The sequence below is a fragment of the Psychromonas saccharinae genome (assembly GCF_051201515.1).
Lineage (GTDB): Bacteria > Pseudomonadota > Gammaproteobacteria > Enterobacterales > Psychromonadaceae > Psychromonas.
On sequence record NZ_CP195153.1, the window covers coordinates 4221562 to 4241450 of the forward strand.

The 19889-nt window shown below is 39.2% G+C and carries 14 protein-coding genes; 7 read left to right on the forward strand and 7 right to left on the reverse strand.

The features are described 5' to 3' along the window. Positions 1-222: 222 nt before the first annotated feature. Positions 223-819, reverse strand: coding sequence for an NTP transferase domain-containing protein (locus ACR30L_RS18870; RefSeq protein WP_435235775.1), 597 nt, complete (start codon positions 817-819; stop codon positions 223-225). Positions 820-879: 60 nt separating this feature from the next. Here ACR30L_RS18870 and yqeC point away from each other — a divergent pair, with 60 nt between their 5' ends. Beyond that, positions 880-1701, forward strand: a complete 822-nt coding sequence (yqeC, locus tag ACR30L_RS18875; protein ID WP_435235776.1) for a selenium cofactor biosynthesis protein YqeC — start codon at positions 880-882, stop codon at positions 1699-1701. Further along, on the forward strand, positions 1698-2507 hold the full coding sequence (gene yqeB, locus ACR30L_RS18880) for a selenium-dependent molybdenum cofactor biosynthesis protein YqeB (RefSeq protein WP_435235777.1): 810 nt from the start codon (positions 1698-1700) through the stop codon (positions 2505-2507). The genes yqeC and yqeB overlap by 4 nt, the downstream gene beginning before the upstream one ends. Before the next feature lie 3 nt (positions 2508-2510). On the opposite strand, the gene hydA is transcribed toward yqeB, so the two are convergent. Then, entirely contained in the window at positions 2511-3935 is a 1425-nt protein-coding gene (gene hydA, locus ACR30L_RS18885) for a dihydropyrimidinase (protein ID WP_435235778.1), read from the reverse strand. 208 nt (positions 3936-4143) lie between these two features. Beyond that, positions 4144-5331 (reverse strand): diaminopropionate ammonia-lyase, encoded by a 1188-nt coding sequence (gene dpaL, locus ACR30L_RS18890; protein WP_435235779.1) that lies wholly within the window; start codon positions 5329-5331, stop codon positions 4144-4146. A gap of 260 nt (positions 5332-5591) precedes the next feature. Between dpaL and ACR30L_RS18895 the strand changes: the two genes are divergently transcribed. After that, a complete protein-coding gene (locus ACR30L_RS18895; RefSeq protein WP_435235780.1) occupies positions 5592-7364 on the forward strand; it encodes a sigma 54-interacting transcriptional regulator in 1773 nt (590 codons plus the stop codon). A gap of 100 nt (positions 7365-7464) precedes the next feature. Then, positions 7465-9201, forward strand: coding sequence for a bifunctional metallophosphatase/5'-nucleotidase (locus ACR30L_RS18900; RefSeq protein WP_435235781.1), 1737 nt, complete (start codon positions 7465-7467; stop codon positions 9199-9201). Between the two features lie 89 nt (positions 9202-9290). Here the strand turns inward: ACR30L_RS18900 and ACR30L_RS18905 are convergent, their stop codons facing one another. Together ACR30L_RS18905 and ACR30L_RS18910 are read right to left on the reverse strand one after the other, a co-directional pair. Continuing rightward, on the reverse strand, positions 9291-9935 hold the full coding sequence (locus tag ACR30L_RS18905) for a DsbA family oxidoreductase (protein WP_435235782.1): 645 nt from the start codon (positions 9933-9935) through the stop codon (positions 9291-9293). A gap of 65 nt (positions 9936-10000) precedes the next feature. Continuing rightward, positions 10001-10999, reverse strand: a complete 999-nt coding sequence (locus ACR30L_RS18910; protein ID WP_435237925.1) for an NADP-dependent oxidoreductase — start codon at positions 10997-10999, stop codon at positions 10001-10003. A gap of 130 nt (positions 11000-11129) precedes the next feature. On the opposite strand from ACR30L_RS18910, the gene ACR30L_RS18915 reads away from it, so the two are divergent. Both ACR30L_RS18915 and ACR30L_RS18920 read left to right on the forward strand, forming a co-directional pair. Continuing rightward, a complete protein-coding gene (locus ACR30L_RS18915) occupies positions 11130-12038 on the forward strand; it encodes a LysR family transcriptional regulator (RefSeq protein ID WP_435235783.1) in 909 nt (302 codons plus the stop codon). 464 nt (positions 12039-12502) lie between these two features. Then, positions 12503-13189 carry a hypothetical protein gene (locus ACR30L_RS18920; RefSeq protein ID WP_435235784.1) on the forward strand — a complete coding sequence of 229 codons (687 nt, stop codon included), beginning with the start codon at positions 12503-12505 and terminating at the stop codon, positions 13187-13189. 88 nt (positions 13190-13277) lie between these two features. Here the strand turns inward: ACR30L_RS18920 and ACR30L_RS18925 are convergent, their stop codons facing one another. Beyond that, a complete protein-coding gene (locus tag ACR30L_RS18925; RefSeq protein ID WP_435235785.1) occupies positions 13278-16364 on the reverse strand; it encodes a GH116 family glycosyl hydrolase in 3087 nt (1028 codons plus the stop codon). A 60-nt stretch (positions 16365-16424) separates the two neighbouring features. Here ACR30L_RS18925 and ACR30L_RS18930 point away from each other — a divergent pair, with 60 nt between their 5' ends. Further along, positions 16425-17372: an aldose 1-epimerase gene (locus ACR30L_RS18930; RefSeq protein ID WP_435235786.1), complete on the forward strand. Its 948-nt coding sequence runs from the start codon at positions 16425-16427 to the stop codon at positions 17370-17372. 51 nt (positions 17373-17423) lie between these two features. On the opposite strand, the gene ACR30L_RS18935 is transcribed toward ACR30L_RS18930, so the two are convergent. After that, positions 17424-19838 carry a GH36-type glycosyl hydrolase domain-containing protein gene (locus ACR30L_RS18935; RefSeq protein ID WP_435235787.1) on the reverse strand — a complete coding sequence of 805 codons (2415 nt, stop codon included), beginning with the start codon at positions 19836-19838 and terminating at the stop codon, positions 17424-17426. Positions 19839-19889 lie beyond the last annotated feature (51 nt).

The following is a 19889-nucleotide window of genomic DNA, read 5'->3' on the forward strand; positions in this document are numbered from 1 at the left end:
AAAATTAAAACAAAATAGAGTAAATAAACAAGTATTGGATAATGAATAGTACTATCACTATCAGTTTAATACTCGACTATCAATTTGATAGTGCGAGTAAAGAGCTGCGAGTGAAGAGCTAATAGTTGAAAAGAGCGCGTAAACAGCTGCGAGTGACGAGCTAATAGCTACGAAGAGCAAGTAAGTAACAACGAGTGGCGAGCTAATAGCGACGAAAAGGATTTATTTCTCTTTACCTTTGGCTTGCAGTGCTTGATAGGCAGCAGGTGTATCCACATCAAAATTAATTCCTTCATCTTTTAGTTGCAGGTAATCCATCGGAAATTTTTTCAATATTGATTTCATTGAACCTGTTGACGGTGAACGTAAAATGGATTCTTTTAAAGCCGTATTAATCAAAACAGGATGCCCGGAATACCTATTGTCCCCAGGGAAAACACTGCCCTTTGCGCGAGATTGCCACAGTTTATAAAAGGTTGTCGGCTTAATGCAGGGCATATCCGCATGAACGACAAAAAAATACTCACTACACACCTGTTCAACTCCGAGCTGAATAGATGACAGCATGCCCCGTTGATAATCTTCATTCACCACTACCTTTACCTTTGGATAACGACGCATGATGTCGATCAGCTCATCACTTCGATACCCCACAACCAGTATCACGCGAGAACAGGCCATTAGTGCATGCTTGATACTAACTTCAATCATCGTTTGATGTTGATATGGCAAGATCAGTTTCCATTCTCCCATTCTTGAGGAAAGACCCGCTGCAGGCATAATGCAATCAATATTTATCAGTGGTAATGTAGATATCAAAATATAACCTCAAGTAAAAAGCTTTTTAATATACCGTTCATGTGGACAGTCATGTAGATAATGATGCAAATAGATAAAGATGCCTTAAGCCTAACAAACCTGCAATTAATCGCCCAGCTTTTAAATGTGCAATCAACGCCATTAACAATCTCACTGGTTGGCGGGGGTGGAAAAACCCACCTTGCATTCTGGTTGGCAAATTTATTCAAGCAACAAGGTCATCGAGTTTGTGTCACCACAACCACTAAAATGTATCTGCCTAGACCTTCGCAATACGATTATATCGATAGCATTGACTCATTCAGCGCTAAACCGAATGCAACAATTACCTTTATCTATCAATCTAAAATTCAACAAGACAAAGAGAACCAACCAATAAAAGTCCAAGGGCTGACATTCGACGATCTCAACCGTGTTAAACAATCAAATCTATTTAATGTCATTATTGTAGAAGCCGATGGTGCTAAACAGCGACCAATTAAAGCACCTGCAGGGCATGAACCTTGCATTCCTGAAGATACAAATATAGTTATCGGTGTCACTGGCGCAGAAGTGATTTTTTCTCGTGCAAATCCCGCACAGATCCATCGATGGGATGAATTTTGTCAACTAACAGGTTGTTCAAATCAAAAAGAAATTGACCACAGCGTCTTAAAATCATTAATCGAAAATCCGCAAGGTATGTTTAAACATGCCCCCCGTGATGCGCTTAGAATTTGGGTGATTAATAAATATGACCAGTGTAAACAGCCCAATGCATTACTTAAATTGGCAAATAATTTACTCGCAGAACAACCTCAATTATCAAGTATATGGATAACGCAATTATCAAGGAAAGCACCGATTAAAAAAGTGCTTATTAATAAAGGATTAACAAAATGAATCACCTAAATAAACTTGTCGTTATTCGTGGTGCGGGTGATATTGCAACGGGTGTTGCGGTACGTCTTTATCATTGTGGCTTTCAGGTTGTGATGACGGATATTGCGCTACCAACCATGATTCGTTGTAGTGTGTCTTTTGCCCAGTGTCTTTATGATACTAGCAAAGAAGTCGAAGGTATTACGGCGGTTAAAGCCAATAACATCGATGAAATACAGCCTATTCTCAGTGAACAAAAAATCCCCGTGATTATTGATCCTGATTTAGCCATACTTAAATCATTAAAACCAACCTATTTAGTTGATGCTATTCTGGCTAAATCTAATATTGGATTTAAAAAAGAACTCGCCCCGATCACTATCGCCCTAGGCCCTGGATTTAATGCCGGCCAAGATTGCCATGCTGTGATTGAAACCAATCGCGGTCATTATTTAGGACGTGTTATTTATACGGGATTCACAATGGAAAATACCGGCGTCCCGGGTAATATCGCAGGTTATACCTATCAACGAGTCGTTAGAACCCCCTGTACTGGTATAATGCAAAGTTGTGTGCAGCTCGGCGATATCGTACGGGAAGGTGATACCATTGCTCATATCGATGCGACCCCTGTTTACGCACCACTAAGTGGTATGGTAAGGGGGTTACTGAATAACGGTTTAAGGGTCGAAAAAGATTTTAAGATGGCAGATATCGACCCAAGAGGATTAAAAGCAGATTATACAACCGTGTCCGATAAAGCACGCTCGATTGGCGGCAGTGTACTAGAAGCGATGTTACATTTATCTTTATCGCTTCCAAAATAGGCCTTATGCAGAAAAAGGTTTACGACGCATAAAACGCCCGTATCCGGCTTTTCCCGTGAATTTACCCTGTTGCGCGACAATTGCACCACGACTAATGGTCATCTCCGGCCAGCCTTGGCAAGAGATTCCTTCAAAGGGAGTGTAATCACAATGATCATGTAATTTATCATGACGAATAACACGTTGTACGTGAGGATCGAAAATTACCAAATCAGCATCAGCCCCCACTTCAATACTGCCTTTTTGTGGATACAATCCAAACAGCTTAGCAGGTTTATAACTCGTCAAATACACAAACCGTTGTATATCGATACGCCCTTTCATAACACCTTCTGAAAATAACAATGGCATGCGCGTTTCAACTCCCGGCATACCATTAGGACATTGGCTAAAATCATCGACACCCAATTGTTTTTGTTCACCAAAAGTAAAAGCACAATGATCCGTTGCAACGGTATCAATACTGCCATCGATAATCCCGACCCAGAGTTTTGTTGTTTCAGGTTTAGGTCGAAGTGGTGGGCTTAGAATAAACTTCAACCCATCGGACCGATCGTAAGAACGTTCATCAAGCATTAAGTATTGTGGGCACGTTTCTACCCAAACCGCTTGGTTATTTGCACGCGCCATACGCGCATAATCAAGCCCTAGTCCATTCGACAAATGCACAATATACAAAGGGGCATCATCGGCCAATTTAGCCAAATTAATCATTCGACTAATTGCTTCTGCTTCACATTCAAGGGGCCGACTCACTGCATGGTATTTAGGTGCGGTTTTACCCGCATTAAGTAATTGCTCACGCTTAAGCGCAATGGTTGCATCATTTTCAGGGTGTACCGTTGTTAATGCCCCCACTTTTTTAAGCTGACTCAGTGCTTTAAATACCGCATCATCTTCCAGTTTATACAAATACGTCAGGTAGAGCTTAAAACTTGAAATACCTTCATCTTCCACCATGGATTTCATTTGCTCTAATATCGATGAATCAATATGCTGAATAACCCCATGAAAGCTATAATCAATCGCCGCTTGGTCTTTCGCATAATCTTTATAGACACCAAGCTGATGAAATAGATCACACCCTTTAGGACCAAATCCCATATGGTCAATAATACTCGTTGTCCCACCACATGCAGCAGCTTGGGTGCCACTATAAAAATCATCGCAACTACGTGTTAATCCGACATCGATATTAAAATGCGTATGCACATCAATACCGCCGGGCAACACATATTTATCAGTCGCATCGATGATGACACAATCAAGTTGCTCGGACGAGATATGAGTAGAAATTTGCGCTATTTTCCCATCTTTAATCAGAATATCTGATTTATGAAGGCTTTTATGATCGCCAACTAAACCATTTTTTATTAGCAATGATTTTGTTGATCCTTCTTGACCTGCAGATGTATTTAATTGGTTCATATTGTTATCCTAAAATACCTTCGCTGATCGTAACTACTCAACACCCTGTAAAATTTCATGAATTTTTCTCATAAGTAGAGTGTAAATGCTCAGGGATAAGTCATTTATGCTTAGTTCAAGGCGAAAAAGCGCAGTTTAGTGGTTTAAATGAGCATTTTTCAACGATGAAATAAGCTTAAAGGGCGACGGCCTGAGTAGTTACCGTTGATCAATACTTACCACGCCAAACTACATCACGATAATTAACAGGATCCGTATCCCCTTCGGTACTCAAGACCAACACAACGGAATTTGAATCTAATTCCAATTGTTCCATTAACGCTTGGCGATCGTCATTGTAATAAAGTGCCGCTAATAACCCTAAACCAATTGCGCCAGATTCACCGGAAACAACTCGTGCATCGGAGCCCATTGGATTACCCAAGACACGCATTCCTAGGGCTGCAATACCGTCTTCACAGGAAACAAAATGGCTTGAACAGTTACGTAAAATATCCCAACCTAATGGATTAGGTTCACCACAGGCTAAGCCGACCATAATGGTATCAAGCGCACCGCCTACATTGACGATATCACCTTGTTCAGTGCCACCAGAGCGATAAATGCAGTCCGCTTCCTGAGGCTCAACAATAATCGTCTTTAGATTATCAACGCCCAATTTATCAGAAAGATAACCCAACACACCGCCGGCCATTGCACCGACACCTGCCTGTAAAATAACATGAGTAGGTTTAGCTAACTGACGCTGTTCAACTTGACTAATGGCTTCAGCCGCCATGGTGCTGTAGCCCTGCATGATCCAGGTTGGGATTTTAATGTAATCTTCCCAAGCCGTATCTTGCACTACTTTCCAACCATCTTTTTTTGCTTTTTCAACAACAAAACGAACGGTATCGTCGTAATTCATCTCCGTGACAATACATTCAGCGCCCAATGCTTTAATATTTTTAACACGTTCCGCTGCTGCACCTTTGGGCATATAAATCACTGCATGTTGACCCAACTGTTTTGCCGCCCACGCGACACCACGGCCATGGTTCCCATCCGTTGCCGTGGCAAAGGTGAGTTTTTTATCTATTTGAGTATTGAGTTTATCGAAGTCAAAGGCATTAATATCAAGATTAAATTCCTCACATAACAACCGTGCGATTGCATAAACACCGCCCAACATTTTAAAGGCGTTCAAACCGAATCGATAGGATTCATCTTTGACTAATATTTTCCCCAACCCAAATTCGTTCGCCAATGCATCTAATTCGCGTAAAGGCGTCGGCTCGTAACCAGCTAAACTCGAGTGGAAATGCCTCGCTTTATCACCTTCAACAACGGAAAAGGTTTCAGACAACTGGCCGTTAAAATGACGATTTTTTTCAATATTAAACTTTAAATTATTCAAGAAGATACCTCATTATTAGAATGCTTAGTGTTTCTATTACAGTTACTAATACAATATCCGAGCCAAACTCTTATATTCCGTTTAAAACTTTAAATACAAAGGCTTAGAAAAATAACAAGGTCAATCACGTTAAACGAATAGACACCCAAAATGATAGTCTCAGGGCTATCAAGTATCATTTTGATAGGGATAAATTATCAGCACTCATGGTAAATCTAGAGGCTTTGTGACAATATCTTAACGCGATCAGTCTGAATTAAATGAAATCAAGTACCGAAAAATGGGTGTATATGGAAGACAATAATAAAACATCGGAATTAATGGAAATCCAACCGACCATTATTCGTTTTACCAAGATGTTAGCAGCGGTTCTCAAGGTTGATGCGGAGGTCGTCGATGCAAATTTAGTGCGTATCGCTGGCACCGGTCCCTATAACCAATTTTTTGGGAAAAAACTCAATGGACCATCGCGATTATTTCGTCATATTCTCGCAACTAAACAACAAAAAACACTGACAAAATCCCATGCGGATCCGCTTTGTAAAGATTGTGAAAGTACCGGTTCCTGTAGTGAAACGGCGTTTTTAGGCGTGCCTATTTTGCTTGAACAGCGCTGTATTGGGGTTATTAGTCTGGTCGCCTTTAATGAACAATCACAGCTTATTATTGAACAAAATGCCGATCTTTTTTCAGATTACATTAAACATATTGCCCAACTAGTTATCTCCAAACTGGTTGCAAAAAAATCCCCTTCCCATGGTTTGGAAGAAATGTTTATAAACTTAATCGATAATATGGACCAAGGCGTCCTTGTCCTCGATGAAAATAACTATGTGAAATACGGTAATCAACCTGCGCTTAACAATCTTAATTTAACCAAAAAAGACTTACAGACCACTCGAATCAATATTCGCGCCCTGTCGAATTGTAAAAATAGTATAGAGAACCAACAACAACATATTATTTCACTCGGTAACCGAGAAGAGTTACTGGTTGGGCAATTTCACAACTCGCATTCTAACAAATTGTTTTTAATGTCATTTTATCAGCCCCATGCACCAACCGTATCACCGGAATCTAATATTGCTTTTAACGATACAATTGGTGAAAGTACCCAAATGCTACGGATAAAAGCTTTAATGAGCCGTATTGCCGCCAGTCCATCCAGTGTGTTGATTAATGGTGAAAGTGGTACCGGCAAAGAAGTCATTGCGAATGCCATACACAAGCTCAGCAATCGCGCGAATAACCCATTTATTGCGATTAACTGTGCAGCGATTCCCAATGAATTATTAGAAAGTGAACTGTTTGGTTATATTAAAGGGGCTTTTACCGGCGCATCCAGTAAAGGTCGAATTGGCCTCATTCAGGCAGCGAATACCGGCACACTATTTCTTGATGAAATTGGGGATATGTCGATGCAGCTACAGGCAAAATTATTACGTGTTTTAGAATCTAGACAAGTGATGCCCGTTGGCTCGAATACCGCATTACCAATCGATATACGTATTATTTCGGCCACTAATCGTAATTTTAATGAGCTCATTGCCAAGAATGAATTTAGGGAAGATCTTTATTATCGACTTAATGTTATCCCTCTGCAGCTACCACCTTTAAAAGAACGCCAAGGCGATGTGCCTTTACTGATCAATCATTTTATCGATATCCACACGCAAAAATTAGGGGCAAGTTATCCAGGCATCACCCAACAGGCAATGGACTGTTTAACCGATTACCATTGGCCAGGTAATGTCCGAGAACTAAGTAATTTAATTGAGTATCTAATCAATATATTGCCCGACGGTGATCAAATTGATACGGATTTACTTCCCCCCCATTTACAAACAAAAACCACTCCCCCGCAGTTAAATATCGCGAAAGAAAGTACGGGAATGAGTTTAGAAGATATGGAAAAAAAACGCATTGAAGAAGCGATTAATCGACTAAGTAGCCGCAAACTGGTTGCTGAAGAACTCGATATTGGGATTGCAACACTGTATCGTAAACTAAAGAAATATGGATTAAATGGATAATCCATTCGCGATCTAAGCATTTACTTAACGGTCGATATTCATCATACGGTCATCATTGATGCGTTACTATCGACTTGAATACAGATAAAAATGAAGCATTATGATAAAAAATAATAAGCCAGCTAAAATAACACTGGCACATATCAACGATACTCACTCCTACTTTGAGCCACAATCATTGCAATTACAGTTGAATGTCGATGGCGAAAATATATCGCCTTATGTTAGCAATGGTGGTTTTGCGCGAATCGCTACGCGTGCCAAACAGCTGCGAGCTGAAGCACAACAAAATCACCGCGACTTTGTTTTTGTCCACGCCGGCGATTGCTTTCAAGGTACCCTGTATTTTTCTCTTTTTAAGGGGCGAGCCAACTCTGAAATGCTCAATGCACTCGGTATCGATATGATGGCAATTGGTAATCATGAGTTAGATATGGGCAATGAACCCGTTGCTGCTTTTTTAGATCGTATCGACTTTCCAATGCTGGCAGGTAACTGGGATCTATCCAATGAGTTAACCACCAAATCCCATTCTTTACGTGGTCGTACTAACTTACTCTCCTATCAACCTGATAAAAAAATTGCACAGTGGATAACACGACTTGTCGATGATGAACCTATTGCTATTTTTGGTATTTCATTAGATAAAATGAGTGATATTGCCAATGTTGATCCCGATACACCTTTTGTAAATGCCTTTGAAACAACTAAAAACACAATTAATGCTATTCAGCAATCAGGCATTAATAAAATAATATTAATCAGTCACCTTGGTTTCGACATTGATTGCGAATTAGCCGAACAAGTTGACGACCTCAGCTTAATTGTTGGTGGCCACACACATACACTGCAAGGTAATTTCAGTGATTTAGGGATGCAACATGGCCCTGAATACGGTCATTATATTAATGGCACTTACATTGTTCATGCGGGATATCATGCGTTAGCAATCGGACACTGTGAAATTGATTTTGCCGCCGACGGTTCAGTCACCCATTTTAACGGAAAAAATGAACTGCTTTTTGGACGACGGCTTTGTATTGATGCTAGTTTATTAAACGCTAATTGCGATGAAATTCATACGAAAGCAAGCCACTACCTTGCACAGCACAATAACGTTATCGTCTGTAAAAAAGATCCTCAACTGCAAAGCTTATTAGAAGATAAATACATACCACGAGTACGTAAATTGCAGAAAACAATGATTGCCACCATCGAAGAAAAGTTACGGCATATACGTATACCGGATCAAAAGGGAGGCAGTGATATCGCCCCCCTAGTCGCCGAATCCTTTGCACATATGATGAATAAAAACGGTCACATGGTCGAATTTGCCATTCATAATGCCGGAGGTGTTAGAACATCATTATCACCAGGCAGCATTTCAATTGCCGATATTGCTGGCAAGTTGCTTCCCTTTGTTGTCCCCATTGGCACCTATCGCATTCGCGGTAAATATATTGCCGACGCGCTTGAAGGCGCCATTAACAATGCCACTAATAATGGCGTATTAGGCACGGGATCTGGCAGTTATCCTTATACCTACAATTTAAAATTTCAATATCATCCTGAACACGCGGAAGGCGAGCGTATTGTAGATTTACAGATTTATAAGGAAGAGTCAGGCTGGGTAAATATTGAAAAAGACGGCATTTATCACGGTAGTTCTTCAGCATACACAATGAAAGGCAAAGAAGGATATAACGCGTTAACAATGATGGAAGGCGAAGGCCTCGTTAGCCAATACTCGATGGCAGACTGCTTTATTGATTTTATTCAAGAGCGGCCGGATAGATTGATATTAGAAACGAATAAATTGTCCTTAGGCAATAAATAAGAATGGGTACACGAACGTAAATAACGGTAAAAATTTCTTTTAGCTAACTTGCCTTCCTCAAAAATAATAATGAAGGAAGGCACATCAACTTAGCCTTCCTGCATTATCTGCATTAAAGCTTGCTTAAACGCATCGGGTGGCTGCCCACCGGAAATTGAATATTTGTTATTAATAATAAACGTCGGTACTGAGCTGATGCCCATTTCAATACTTCTATTTTGCTCTGCGCGTACTTGCTCGGTATAAGCATCGGAATCCAGTAAGTTTTTAGCTTCCGCAAGATCTAGCCCAACCGAACTGGCTATTTTTAATAAATTCTCATTATTATTTAATGGAATATTATCCGTAAAATGTGCATCAAATAATGCCATTTTTAGCGCATGTTGTTTATCAAATTCCTTTGCCCAAGATAATAAACGGTGCAAATTAAAACTATTAATCATGCGTAAATCGGTTGAGAAATTAAAATCAAAACCAACCTCTTTACCGCGTTGGGTGATCTGTTTTTTATTCTCAGCACTTTGTTGTGCAGTAATGCCGTATTTTTCAATGATATGTTCTTGCATATCTTGACCTTCAGGTGGCATTTGAGGGTTTAACTCAAAGGGAAGCCAATTAATTTCGACTTCAGCATCTAATTCAAGCTTATTCAGTGCTGACTCCAACCCCTTATACCCAACGATGCACCAAGGACACATCACATCAGAAACAATATCGATTTGTAATTTATTCATAGTCAATCCAATTAAATGCAGGTAAGTATCTAACATACCCATTGCCATTATTTTTGTTGGTTAATTTATAGTTTAACAATCAACTTACCTTTATTTTCACCCGTATAGAACAAGTTCAAACCATCAATAGCAGATTCTAACCCGTTTAATACATGGGAGCGATGTTTGATTTTACCTGCCATTACATAGGGTGTTAATTTTTCTAACAAAGCAGGTACTTCATGAAAATGGTCTGGCATAGTGAAACCTTGAATAGTTAAACGGCGTTTAATCACATTTAACCAACTTGGACCAGGAGAAGGTACTTGTTTGTCGTACTCGGATATAAGACCACAGACAACAACGCGACCATGTGGGTTCATACGATCGATAATCAAGTTTTGAATTGGGCCACCGGTATTCTCAAAATACAAATCTATGCCATTAGGGGCATATTCTGCAAGTTGCTCGTCTAAGTTGTCACTTTTGTAGTTAATCGCAGCATCAAAACCAAGTTCATTAACAATCCAATCCGCTTTTTCCTGACTTCCAACAACACCAATAACGTTTAAACCATCGGCTTTTGCAAGCTGCCCTACAATTGAACCGACAGAACCAGCGGCACCTGTGACAATAATCGTCTCACCACTTTTAGGTTTACCAACATTAAACAGACCTTGCGTTGCCGTTAAGCCTGGTAAAGCAAAAATAGACAGTACCGCTTCATCGGGTAAAGAAACCGTTACTTTGTTAAGACCTTGTCCGGTGCTCAACACATATTCTTGCCATCCCATCATCCCCATCACACGTTCACCCACTTTATAATCAGGGTGCTTACTTTCAACAATTTCACCAATCCCAGAGCTACGCATCACATCGCCTAACGCAACCGGTGGAATGTAACTTTCGGTATCAGGACTCATCCAACCAAACATAGCAGGGTCCAATGACATATGACTTTGTTTTACTAAAAACTCACCGTCTTTCAGTGTTGGTATTTCTTTTTCGACTATATCAAAAAGTGAATTTGTAATTGCGCCGCCTGTAGGACGCTTAATAAGGTTGATCGCAGTAAATGTATTCATCATTAAAATTCCTATTAATTAAATAGCGTGATGTTATTAAGTTCGCTTATTATTCCGTGAATTTACTGTAAGATATAGAGGTTAATTAGCGAATGTTTATTGTTATAAAGACAATAATAGAAAGGACGATATGGATCAGTTAAGAGCATTAAAATATTTTGTAAAAGTAGTTGAGCATGGCAGTTTTAGTAAAGCAGCAGTGCTATTTTCAGTCCCACCTTCTTCATTATCTCGTCGCATTGCCGATTTAGAAAGTGACCTTGGTGCGACCTTGTTAAAGCGCACAACACGCTCGGTTAACTTAACTGAAATAGGGGAAATCTATTACCAACAAGTAAAAGAAGTTTTATCTTTATTAGCACACAGTGATGAAACCGTTAAAACCTATCAGGCAACCCCCATGGGCGTTTTAAATATCAACGCTACGGTTGGTTTTGGTGAACAAATACTCTTGCCATTACTTGATAAATTTAATCTGCTGTATCCCCAAATAACATTAAATGTCAGTCTGAGTGATGACCTTTCAACTTTGTCACGTGATAACGTTGATTTAGCTATTCGTGGCGGTTATGCCCCCGATGAACGTGTCATCGCGATTAAGCTAATGGATCAAAATTTTATTCTTGCCGCTGCACCGAGTTACTTAAAAGACTATGGTACACCTCATCATGCAATGGAACTCAAACAACATAAAGGGCTCTATTTCAAAACGCCAAATGGCCTTATTCCATGGGTTGCCGAAATAGAAGGTCAACATCAAGATGTGTCCGCTGAACAAGCTTTAATTAGCAATAATGCTAAATGGTTAATTAATAAAGCACTCGCAGGATTAGGTATTTTAATGATGCCCCGTTGGGCTTTGACTTCTTATCTTAAATCGGGAGAACTTGAGGAACTAACCATCACGCCGAATATTGAAATTACCCAGCAAAAAAATCTGGGGATCTTTTTGCTGTATCAAAAACAACGCCACCAAGTACCTAAAATTAAGGCAGCCGTTGATTTCTTAACCTCTGAGATAAAAGCCATGCATATGTAAAAACAGATTATTTAAATAAGACAAATACCACTGAGAAATGTTAGCAATGGCATCAATAAAACACTGTAAATTTTCAGTAAAATTAGCAATATAAACCATGGAAAAAACAATCTAACAGAGAAGATAAATAGCATTATTTCAGTAAGCGTAATCAGAAACGTTAATATATATAAATAATAAAATAACCTTTATATTTATATATTTAGATAAATAATTTTTTAATTAAATATAAAAAATAAAACCAGAATTACCGCAAACTTATCCTCAACATTATTCCGCCTTTATTTGTTAAGTTAGGATTCAACACGTACTTGATTAGCATTTATGGATAAAATATCTGATGAACAGCACGCTTTATTTATCAGACAATTGACAGACATATCGAGCAAAGATAAATTGATTCGGTCAAAAAACACGCATTTATTAACGTGTTTTATATCACCCTTAAGGACGGTAAATTTATCATGGCTAAATATTTTAAAAATGTAGTTCGTACTGCAGTCGCTTTACCCGCTGTTTTTTTAATTAATGGTGTTGTTAGCAGTGCCTCTGCCGACACAATCAATTTTGATAATTTAACTGCAGGTACTCAAATTGATGCTGCAGATCCAAGTTGGTCAGTTGACAAGGTAGATGGTTCAACAATGCTGGCAGAAGTCAGCGCCAAAATGGCAAAGAGTGGATCTAATTCATTGTATTTACTTGATGACTCCACGGCTGATAAGCCTTACGCAATATTACCTTTTGAAAATGGGCCAGCAGCTTCAGGCTCCATCTCTTTCGATGCCTATATTCCCAGTGATAATGCTAAAACCGTTTATATTAATGTCGGTGTTGGCAAAAATAATAGTCAGCGTTATTTTGAAATAAGATTAAGTGCCAGTGAAGGTAAGGCAGAATATGAGAATGGCTCACCAGATATGAAATTTGCAGATTTCACTCCGGATCAATGGCATACCTATACGGCAACCTGGGGTAATGGGAAATTCAGTATTGCAATCGATGGTGTAGCAATGCCTGATGCAACCGATATTTCAGTTGAAAGCACAGGTCTATCAACTGACAATATTCCAACAACCGTTACCTTTTATGCCGGAGATAAAAGCTCAAAAGGCACGGCTGCATATATAGATAATGTTAAAATCAAATAAGTTAATTTATATCTGTTGATTACATCGAAGTGACTGCTTAAAACAATTTTTCAGTCGTCACTTCGATTTTTTATTGAACAAGCTAAATTTAGCACGCTTGGTTTAATAAATACGCAAATATCATTCCCGGCCTAAAGTAGCGACCCGCTGTATATTTCAAACCAGTATTTAATAACCATTTATGCAATTCAGCATGTTTACTTTCATCAATCACACCAGTCACTAATTGGCTAAATGCAGTGAGATCTTTGGTTAAATAGGGTGTCACCCGACCATCATTCAGTAAACATTGTTTATTTGTAAGTAATTTGAACCAGTTTATTGCTATTTCATCGGGTAGATTGAATTGTGCCATTATCGATTCAATACTTACCGGTACTGAACAATTAAACCCTTCTGGGGCTGCAAAGGGAATTTTTGCATAATGATATAATGCATTATAAACCGTTGAAATTAAGGTTTCAGCTTGCTCAATTTTACCCGCTAAATGAAGTGAAGTAGCGACACTAAATTGTACACCGATCCACACATCCTGAGCCTGAAAAGCCTCGTGAGGTTGGCCATCAGATAAGGTCATATTAGCCACACCGAGCGTTGGACTATTTTTAATAAAGTTAGTCGTGTAAATATAATCTAATGTTCGATTAATACGTTCATCAGAAAATAAACCGTCGATTCCCATTAATTTTAAATAACTATCGGCCAATAACACATCACCAAAACTATTATCAGAATCTAAAAGAATCGTTGCATATTCCTCGGTGAATGCCTCTGGAGCAAGTGTAAGTAATTGTTTTTTCTTTTCTGTTCTTTGTTCAAGCTTGGTTAATCGCGTGTTTTGCACAACACAATCTAAATACGCATTAAGTATTTCTTTATCTGCAAGGGTATTGCCCGATAAATCCAACCCAATTGTTGAAAGTGATTCAAAGCCACGACCGGTTAAATGCTTGGTTTGAATCGGTGTGACATAAAAATGATAATACCCTTTTTGTTCATCCCAAAGTCCGCTTTCTAAGGTTGCTAAAGCAGCGTTGGAGCGCGCCATATAATCAGAAGCCAGTGCATCCTCTGACATCAAGCTTGCAAGTGTCGAAGCGACTTTTAATCCCGCTGCCCATAAACTTGCACAGTAAACAGAGATGCCATGGGAGGCAAGATTATCGAAGGTATCATCTGTCCCACGGGTCAATGGTAATGTGTCTCCAGGCTCAATAAGGTCCGACAATAGTTCAATACTTGTTGTAATTGCAGGCCAGCACGCTTTAACGACTTCTATATCTTTACTGTGTTGATAATGACGATAAACCATCAATATGTATTTGGGCGCTAAGTCTTTCCATTCTTTCACATTATGCCAATTATAGGCGTCGGGCTGAATATCATAGGGGCTACCTAAATCATGAATCACCGCACCGCTAACTGCACGCACTCCTTCGTATTTTGGATCTTCAAGTTCTGCATAGGGCTTATCTTGATACTTCCAATATCGTCGCTTGGTGTCATCCGAAGCTAAAATGGCCTTTGAAAAATCTTTCATTACGCAACCATCAAGCTCTGGTAGTAAATACAATAATGAAAATGAGCCATAAAAATACACATCAAGGGAATTGAAAAAAGGATAATCAACACACTCTTTGACTAAGAACTGATCATCACGACTCCATACCGTCGATTCGGCCAAAAATGATAAGGTATTCATTGCCATCGTTGAAAACTGTAATGCAATGCTCTCATTGGACATTTGATCCGTCGCTGCTGCATGAAAATCGGTTTGCTGTGTGATAATCCGCTGTTCAATATTAGATAATTGTGGCAACACATCTGAGAGTATTGAGTGACAGGTGTTTAGGTATGGATAAAATTGTTTATATGCCTTTTCACTTTGCCAACCTTTAAAAGAAATTTTATTGTGATCCATCACTTGTGCCATGCGAAAATCAATACTTTCATTCGCTGCTAATTCAACTTGAATACACACTAAACTTGTTAAACTTTCTCGCCCACTGTAGATCCCTCGGTCAAAATGCTGACTCGTTCTTCCCGTCTCAAGTGCATTAATCAGTTGTTTATCGATTAAACTACTGTAAATACTCGGCTTGATAGACACACACACTTTACCAGATTCCAATAACTGTTTATCAACAACCGCGCCATAGTTAATTTCACCTTCAATATCAGCTCCATAAGTTGTTTCACTGATTAATTTAGCCCCCTTAAACACCTCGTTTTCTAACGTTAATTCGATGCTTTCATTTAACTGATCAATGGGGTTTTTGGTCAAAGTACAAAATGAATCTTGTACGCCATCTCGCCCTTTTCGGTATGTTGATCCAATCAAGTTTTCAAGGGGTTGTACTAAGGTCACTATTTTTGTTGTATCGGTCGTATTCGTAAATTCAAAGTGATTCCAATGCAATGGCAACGAGCACAGTTTTTTATCTTCTTTAACAATCGGGGAAACGACTTTTCTTACCACGTTAATACCGTTCAATGCGGTATAACGATATTCAGCCATGGGATACAGTGCTTGATAGTGAATATGCTCACTATTAATCGCAGGAACACAACTCTCATGATTCGCTGTCAGTGACAATTTATTCACTGAATCATTAATTAATAGGCCATCAAAAAAATCAATTGCAACCAATATTTGTGTCATTAACGCCTGCGGAGCATGACGTAAAGCATGATGTGTTTTATCGGAAAAATCGATATGCCATTTTACAAATTGTTCTTTATTATCCTGATAAAAATTTAAATGACGAAGGGATGATTTAATCTTTTCTAGTAAGTCATCTTTACCATGTGGGGGTAATATTAAGCTATTAAATTGTGCAGGATAATATTCAAGATAAGCATTTACTTCATCAATCGATTTAAGTTTCAAATTATCTAATGAAGGCAAATCCATGGATGATACAAAGAAATCATTGAAGTTGAGATATTGATCGGAGCAATCAATAAACACACCAGGAATAAAACTAAAATTAGGTGTTTTTCCCTCTGGCGTTAGTGTAAATGTGCTGCCGATACCTCCCACCGCTAGCCCTGTATTTTCCGGCGTTGTCGAAATAGGCGTATACCAAGGTTGTAGAAATTCAACCGCATCACCTTGCGTACAGAGCTCACTCGCCACACCTGAATAACTACTGTAATTAATCGTATTTTTCATTTAAAAACCTTTTTTAATTTAAGCTATATTCCTGTTAAAGTAATTAAAAAGGAGATGCTGATGTTTCAAATAAATAAACAAAAATTTGGCCAACTTGATGCAATAGAAATTAGTCATCTAACCCAAGGTATAGAGCTACAAATAATTCATACCTTCGGTGCATTAATCAATAAATTCGTCGTAAATAACAGCCCATTTTCGTTTATTTCTGGTTACAAGGATTTCGATGACCTTGTTGAACAACACCCTTTTTTTTCACGTAGTGCAAAACTATTCCCCTTCCCAAATCGTCTAGATAAGGGGCAATATTCATATCAATCGATTGACTACCAACTACCGGCTAATTTTCCTTGGTCAGAGCATGCTGTTCACGGTTTACTCTACAATCAACCCTTCGAAATAATCAGCTCTCAAGCAACCGATGAGTTCGCCACAATCACACTTCGCTTTTCGACGGACGCTTTACACACCGGCTACCCTTTTGCTTTTCAAATTGATATTACTTATTTAATTAACTTAAATGGTGAACTCAGTTGCACCACAAGCATCACTAATTTTGATCAACGTCCACTGCCCTTTGGCGATGCTTGTCACCCTTACTTTTCTCTGGACTGTCCCTTAAAAGACACACGCTTAAGCATGCCTAGTTGTCAAAAACTGGCATTAATTGATGATTTACCCAGTGGTGAATCACATGATTTCAGTGATTTTGAGATGCCCCATTCACTCATCAATACAACCCTTAACGATTGCTTCGAGTTTACCCATAACGAACCCGTTACATTATTATTTGAACGGGCCGATCACAGTGCTAAATTAACCTTTAGCCAAGAGGCTGGTTACCGCTTTTTACAACTTTACACTCCGCCCTCTGAAGCAAGTCTCGCAATGGAACCAATGACATGCCCATCGAATGCATTTAATAATCATATTGGTTTACTGTTTCTAGAGTCAGGTGAAAGTACAAACTTTACATGGCAATGTCAGCCTCAATACACTCCGCTTTAATCACAAATAAAACACTAAGGTCTTAACAAAAACCTTAGTGTTTATAAGCAATCACAATCCCATCACAACCACGACGTTATATTCACCTGTGGTATAAACAGGCACCTTATTCCCTTCTATTAATTGATCATTAACATGCAAACTGACAATGCCCTTACTCACATGCTCAGGGTTAAGTACATGGATATGATAAATAGCACCACGGAATTGGCGGCGAACCTTAAATTCAGGCCAATTAGTTGGGATACAAGGGTCAATCACCAGACCATCTATTTCTGGCCGAATACCTAAAATCCATTGTGTGCCTGCAATATACGTCCATGATGATGTGCCCGATAACCATGCATTACGGCCCAACCCAAATTGCGGGTGCTCATCGCCCAAAATATTTTGTGGATAACAATAGGGTTCTGATTCGAAAACCTCGATATGATCATTCTTAGATGCGGGGTTAATTTGACGATAATACTCATAGGCACGATCGCCATTACCTTGCTTAGCTTCTGCAATCATCACCCACGGGTTCGCATGTAAGAAAATACCACCGTTCTCTTTTGCACCCGGCGGGTAAGTAGAAACCCCTCCTAGTTGAGGATCAAAACCGTTATACCCGGGTGTAGATAATTTAATACCATTGACTGTATTAAGTTTTTCATAGACAGAATCTAAGGCTTGGGTTGCTCTTTCTTCTGTGGCAAAACCTGAAATAACAGGCCAACTTTGCCCATTAGTAAATATTTGTCCCTGATTGTTAGTGTGAGATCCGATCGGTTCACCTTTTTCATCAAAATACCGAACAAACCATTCACCATCCCAACCGTGTGTATTAATAATATTTTTCATTGCGTCGTATTGGGTTTTGAATTGTTCACCCATTACATCGTCTTCACGTATTGCACAGAGATCCAACATATCCAATAACGCTTTACCGTACATATTGGCCACCAACAACGATTCAGCCCCCGTTGGTAAATTAACCGTATCATTCCAATCGGCAAACCCAAGTAATGGCAAACCATGTGCACCGGTATTGCTATAAGTGAAATAAATAGCCCGGCACAGGTGATCCCAAACGGTGCCAGTTTCAAGCGCAGCACCTTGTTTATCTTTCTGATAATAGGGAATATCTTTATTTAAAAATGCAGCATTACCTGTTTCTTTTACATATTGCGTTACCGCAAACACAATCCAAAGATGATCATCGCCATAGTAATCGGGACGATCTTCCTCATCCCTCGAATCACCTGCATTCGCTTCCATCGTAGAAGGGAAAAATTGATGCATTGCGGAACCATTGATATTTTGAACCGATAATAGTGATTCAATTAATTCCCTTGCTTCCTCGGGCATATGGGTCATCACACCTAATGTATCCTGCGATGAATCACGGAAACCAATCCCCCGCGCACCGTAACCTAATTGGTACAAAGATAAATAACGTGACCAGTTTTTCGTCGTATGACATTGACGCGGATTATGAATATTTAACATCGAGTTCATCGCCGCATCGGGAGTTTCCACGTAAACGGCAGATAGATAGGCTTTCCATTGTTCTGCTAACGCGGTAAATGCATCATCAACGGCAGTTAAATCTCGGTATTTTTCTATTAGTGGCAATGCTTTTTCTAGGCTTTGCATTTGTAATAATTGCACTACGGTACGTTCTGTTTTGTTTGGTTTAATCCAACCTAATCGTAAATTTAACGCACCAATATTATCACCACGCACACATTCACTATTATTCAGTTCGTGCTGATTAAGCGCTTCCGGTGATGCCCAACTGCCATAGCCCGAATGCCCTAAAAATGATTGGCGCTCACCTTCAAATGACGTTGCTGGTCTGTCGGCCGTCAACAAGTTCACTGCATAATCACGCTTCATAAATGCGTATTGTTCTAGCACAGTATGACCTGATGCTTGTTTGTGTGCTTTAAGCGTCATTGTTTGCGGCACCCAGTCGGCATTAAGCAACTGTTTTAATGCATCAAAATGGGTAAATTCATAAACGGGAATAACATCAATATGCAATTCTCTATCCGAGATATTAGTGACCTTAATATCTTGCAATAAAATGGCTTCGCCCGTTGGCACAAAAAATGTCGATTCGCAACGTACACCAAATGCTTCAGACACTATTTTTGTATAAGAAAGTCCGGTGTGGTTCTCAAATTTATCGAGAGGTTTTAATGTCGGCGTATAAAAAGGAGAAAATACATCTATATTCCCGTCCTCATCTGTCACCTTAAGGTATGTCGTCGACCCTTTAAAATCAGAATTGGGAAGCTGAGTAATATATTTGGTAATACGATTAAGCGCCGGATCGCCTTTACACAATAATACGCCACCATTGCTATCGACCAAGCCACCAAAATTAAGCGTTCCAACATAGTTACACCATTTAATTGGCGTACAAGGTGTGGTCGCTACATACTCTTTTTTACCGTCGTCGAAATATCCACATTTCATAGTAAATTCCTTTCCTTATCTAAAGAGGAAATAATAAAAATTAAAAAACGT

Excerpts from the sequence above, each read along its gene's own strand:
- ACR30L_RS18900 (WP_435235781.1), top strand. The coding sequence starts at position 7,465 with ATGATAAAAAATAATAAGCCAGCTAAAATAACACTGGCACATATCAAC.
- ACR30L_RS18905 (WP_435235782.1), bottom strand. The coding sequence starts at position 9,935 with ATGAATAAATTACAAATCGATATTGTTTCTGATGTGATGTGTCCTTGG.
- hydA (WP_435235778.1), bottom strand. The coding sequence starts at position 3,935 with ATGAACCAATTAAATACATCTGCAGGTCAAGAAGGATCAACAAAATCA.
- ACR30L_RS18910 (WP_435237925.1), bottom strand. The coding sequence starts at position 10,999 with ATGAATACATTTACTGCGATCAACCTTATTAAGCGTCCTACAGGCGGC.
- ACR30L_RS18915 (WP_435235783.1), top strand. The coding sequence starts at position 11,130 with ATGGATCAGTTAAGAGCATTAAAATATTTTGTAAAAGTAGTTGAGCAT.
- ACR30L_RS18925 (WP_435235785.1), bottom strand. The coding sequence starts at position 16,364 with ATGAAAAATACGATTAATTACAGTAGTTATTCAGGTGTGGCGAGTGAG.
- ACR30L_RS18930 (WP_435235786.1), top strand. The coding sequence starts at position 16,425 with ATGTTTCAAATAAATAAACAAAAATTTGGCCAACTTGATGCAATAGAA.
- yqeB (WP_435235777.1), top strand. The coding sequence starts at position 1,698 with ATGAATCACCTAAATAAACTTGTCGTTATTCGTGGTGCGGGTGATATT.
- ACR30L_RS18935 (WP_435235787.1), bottom strand. The coding sequence starts at position 19,838 with ATGAAATGTGGATATTTCGACGACGGTAAAAAAGAGTATGTAGCGACC.
- ACR30L_RS18920 (WP_435235784.1), top strand. The coding sequence starts at position 12,503 with ATGGCTAAATATTTTAAAAATGTAGTTCGTACTGCAGTCGCTTTACCC.
- ACR30L_RS18895 (WP_435235780.1), top strand. The coding sequence starts at position 5,592 with ATGAAATCAAGTACCGAAAAATGGGTGTATATGGAAGACAATAATAAA.
- yqeC (WP_435235776.1), top strand. The coding sequence starts at position 880 with ATGATGCAAATAGATAAAGATGCCTTAAGCCTAACAAACCTGCAATTA.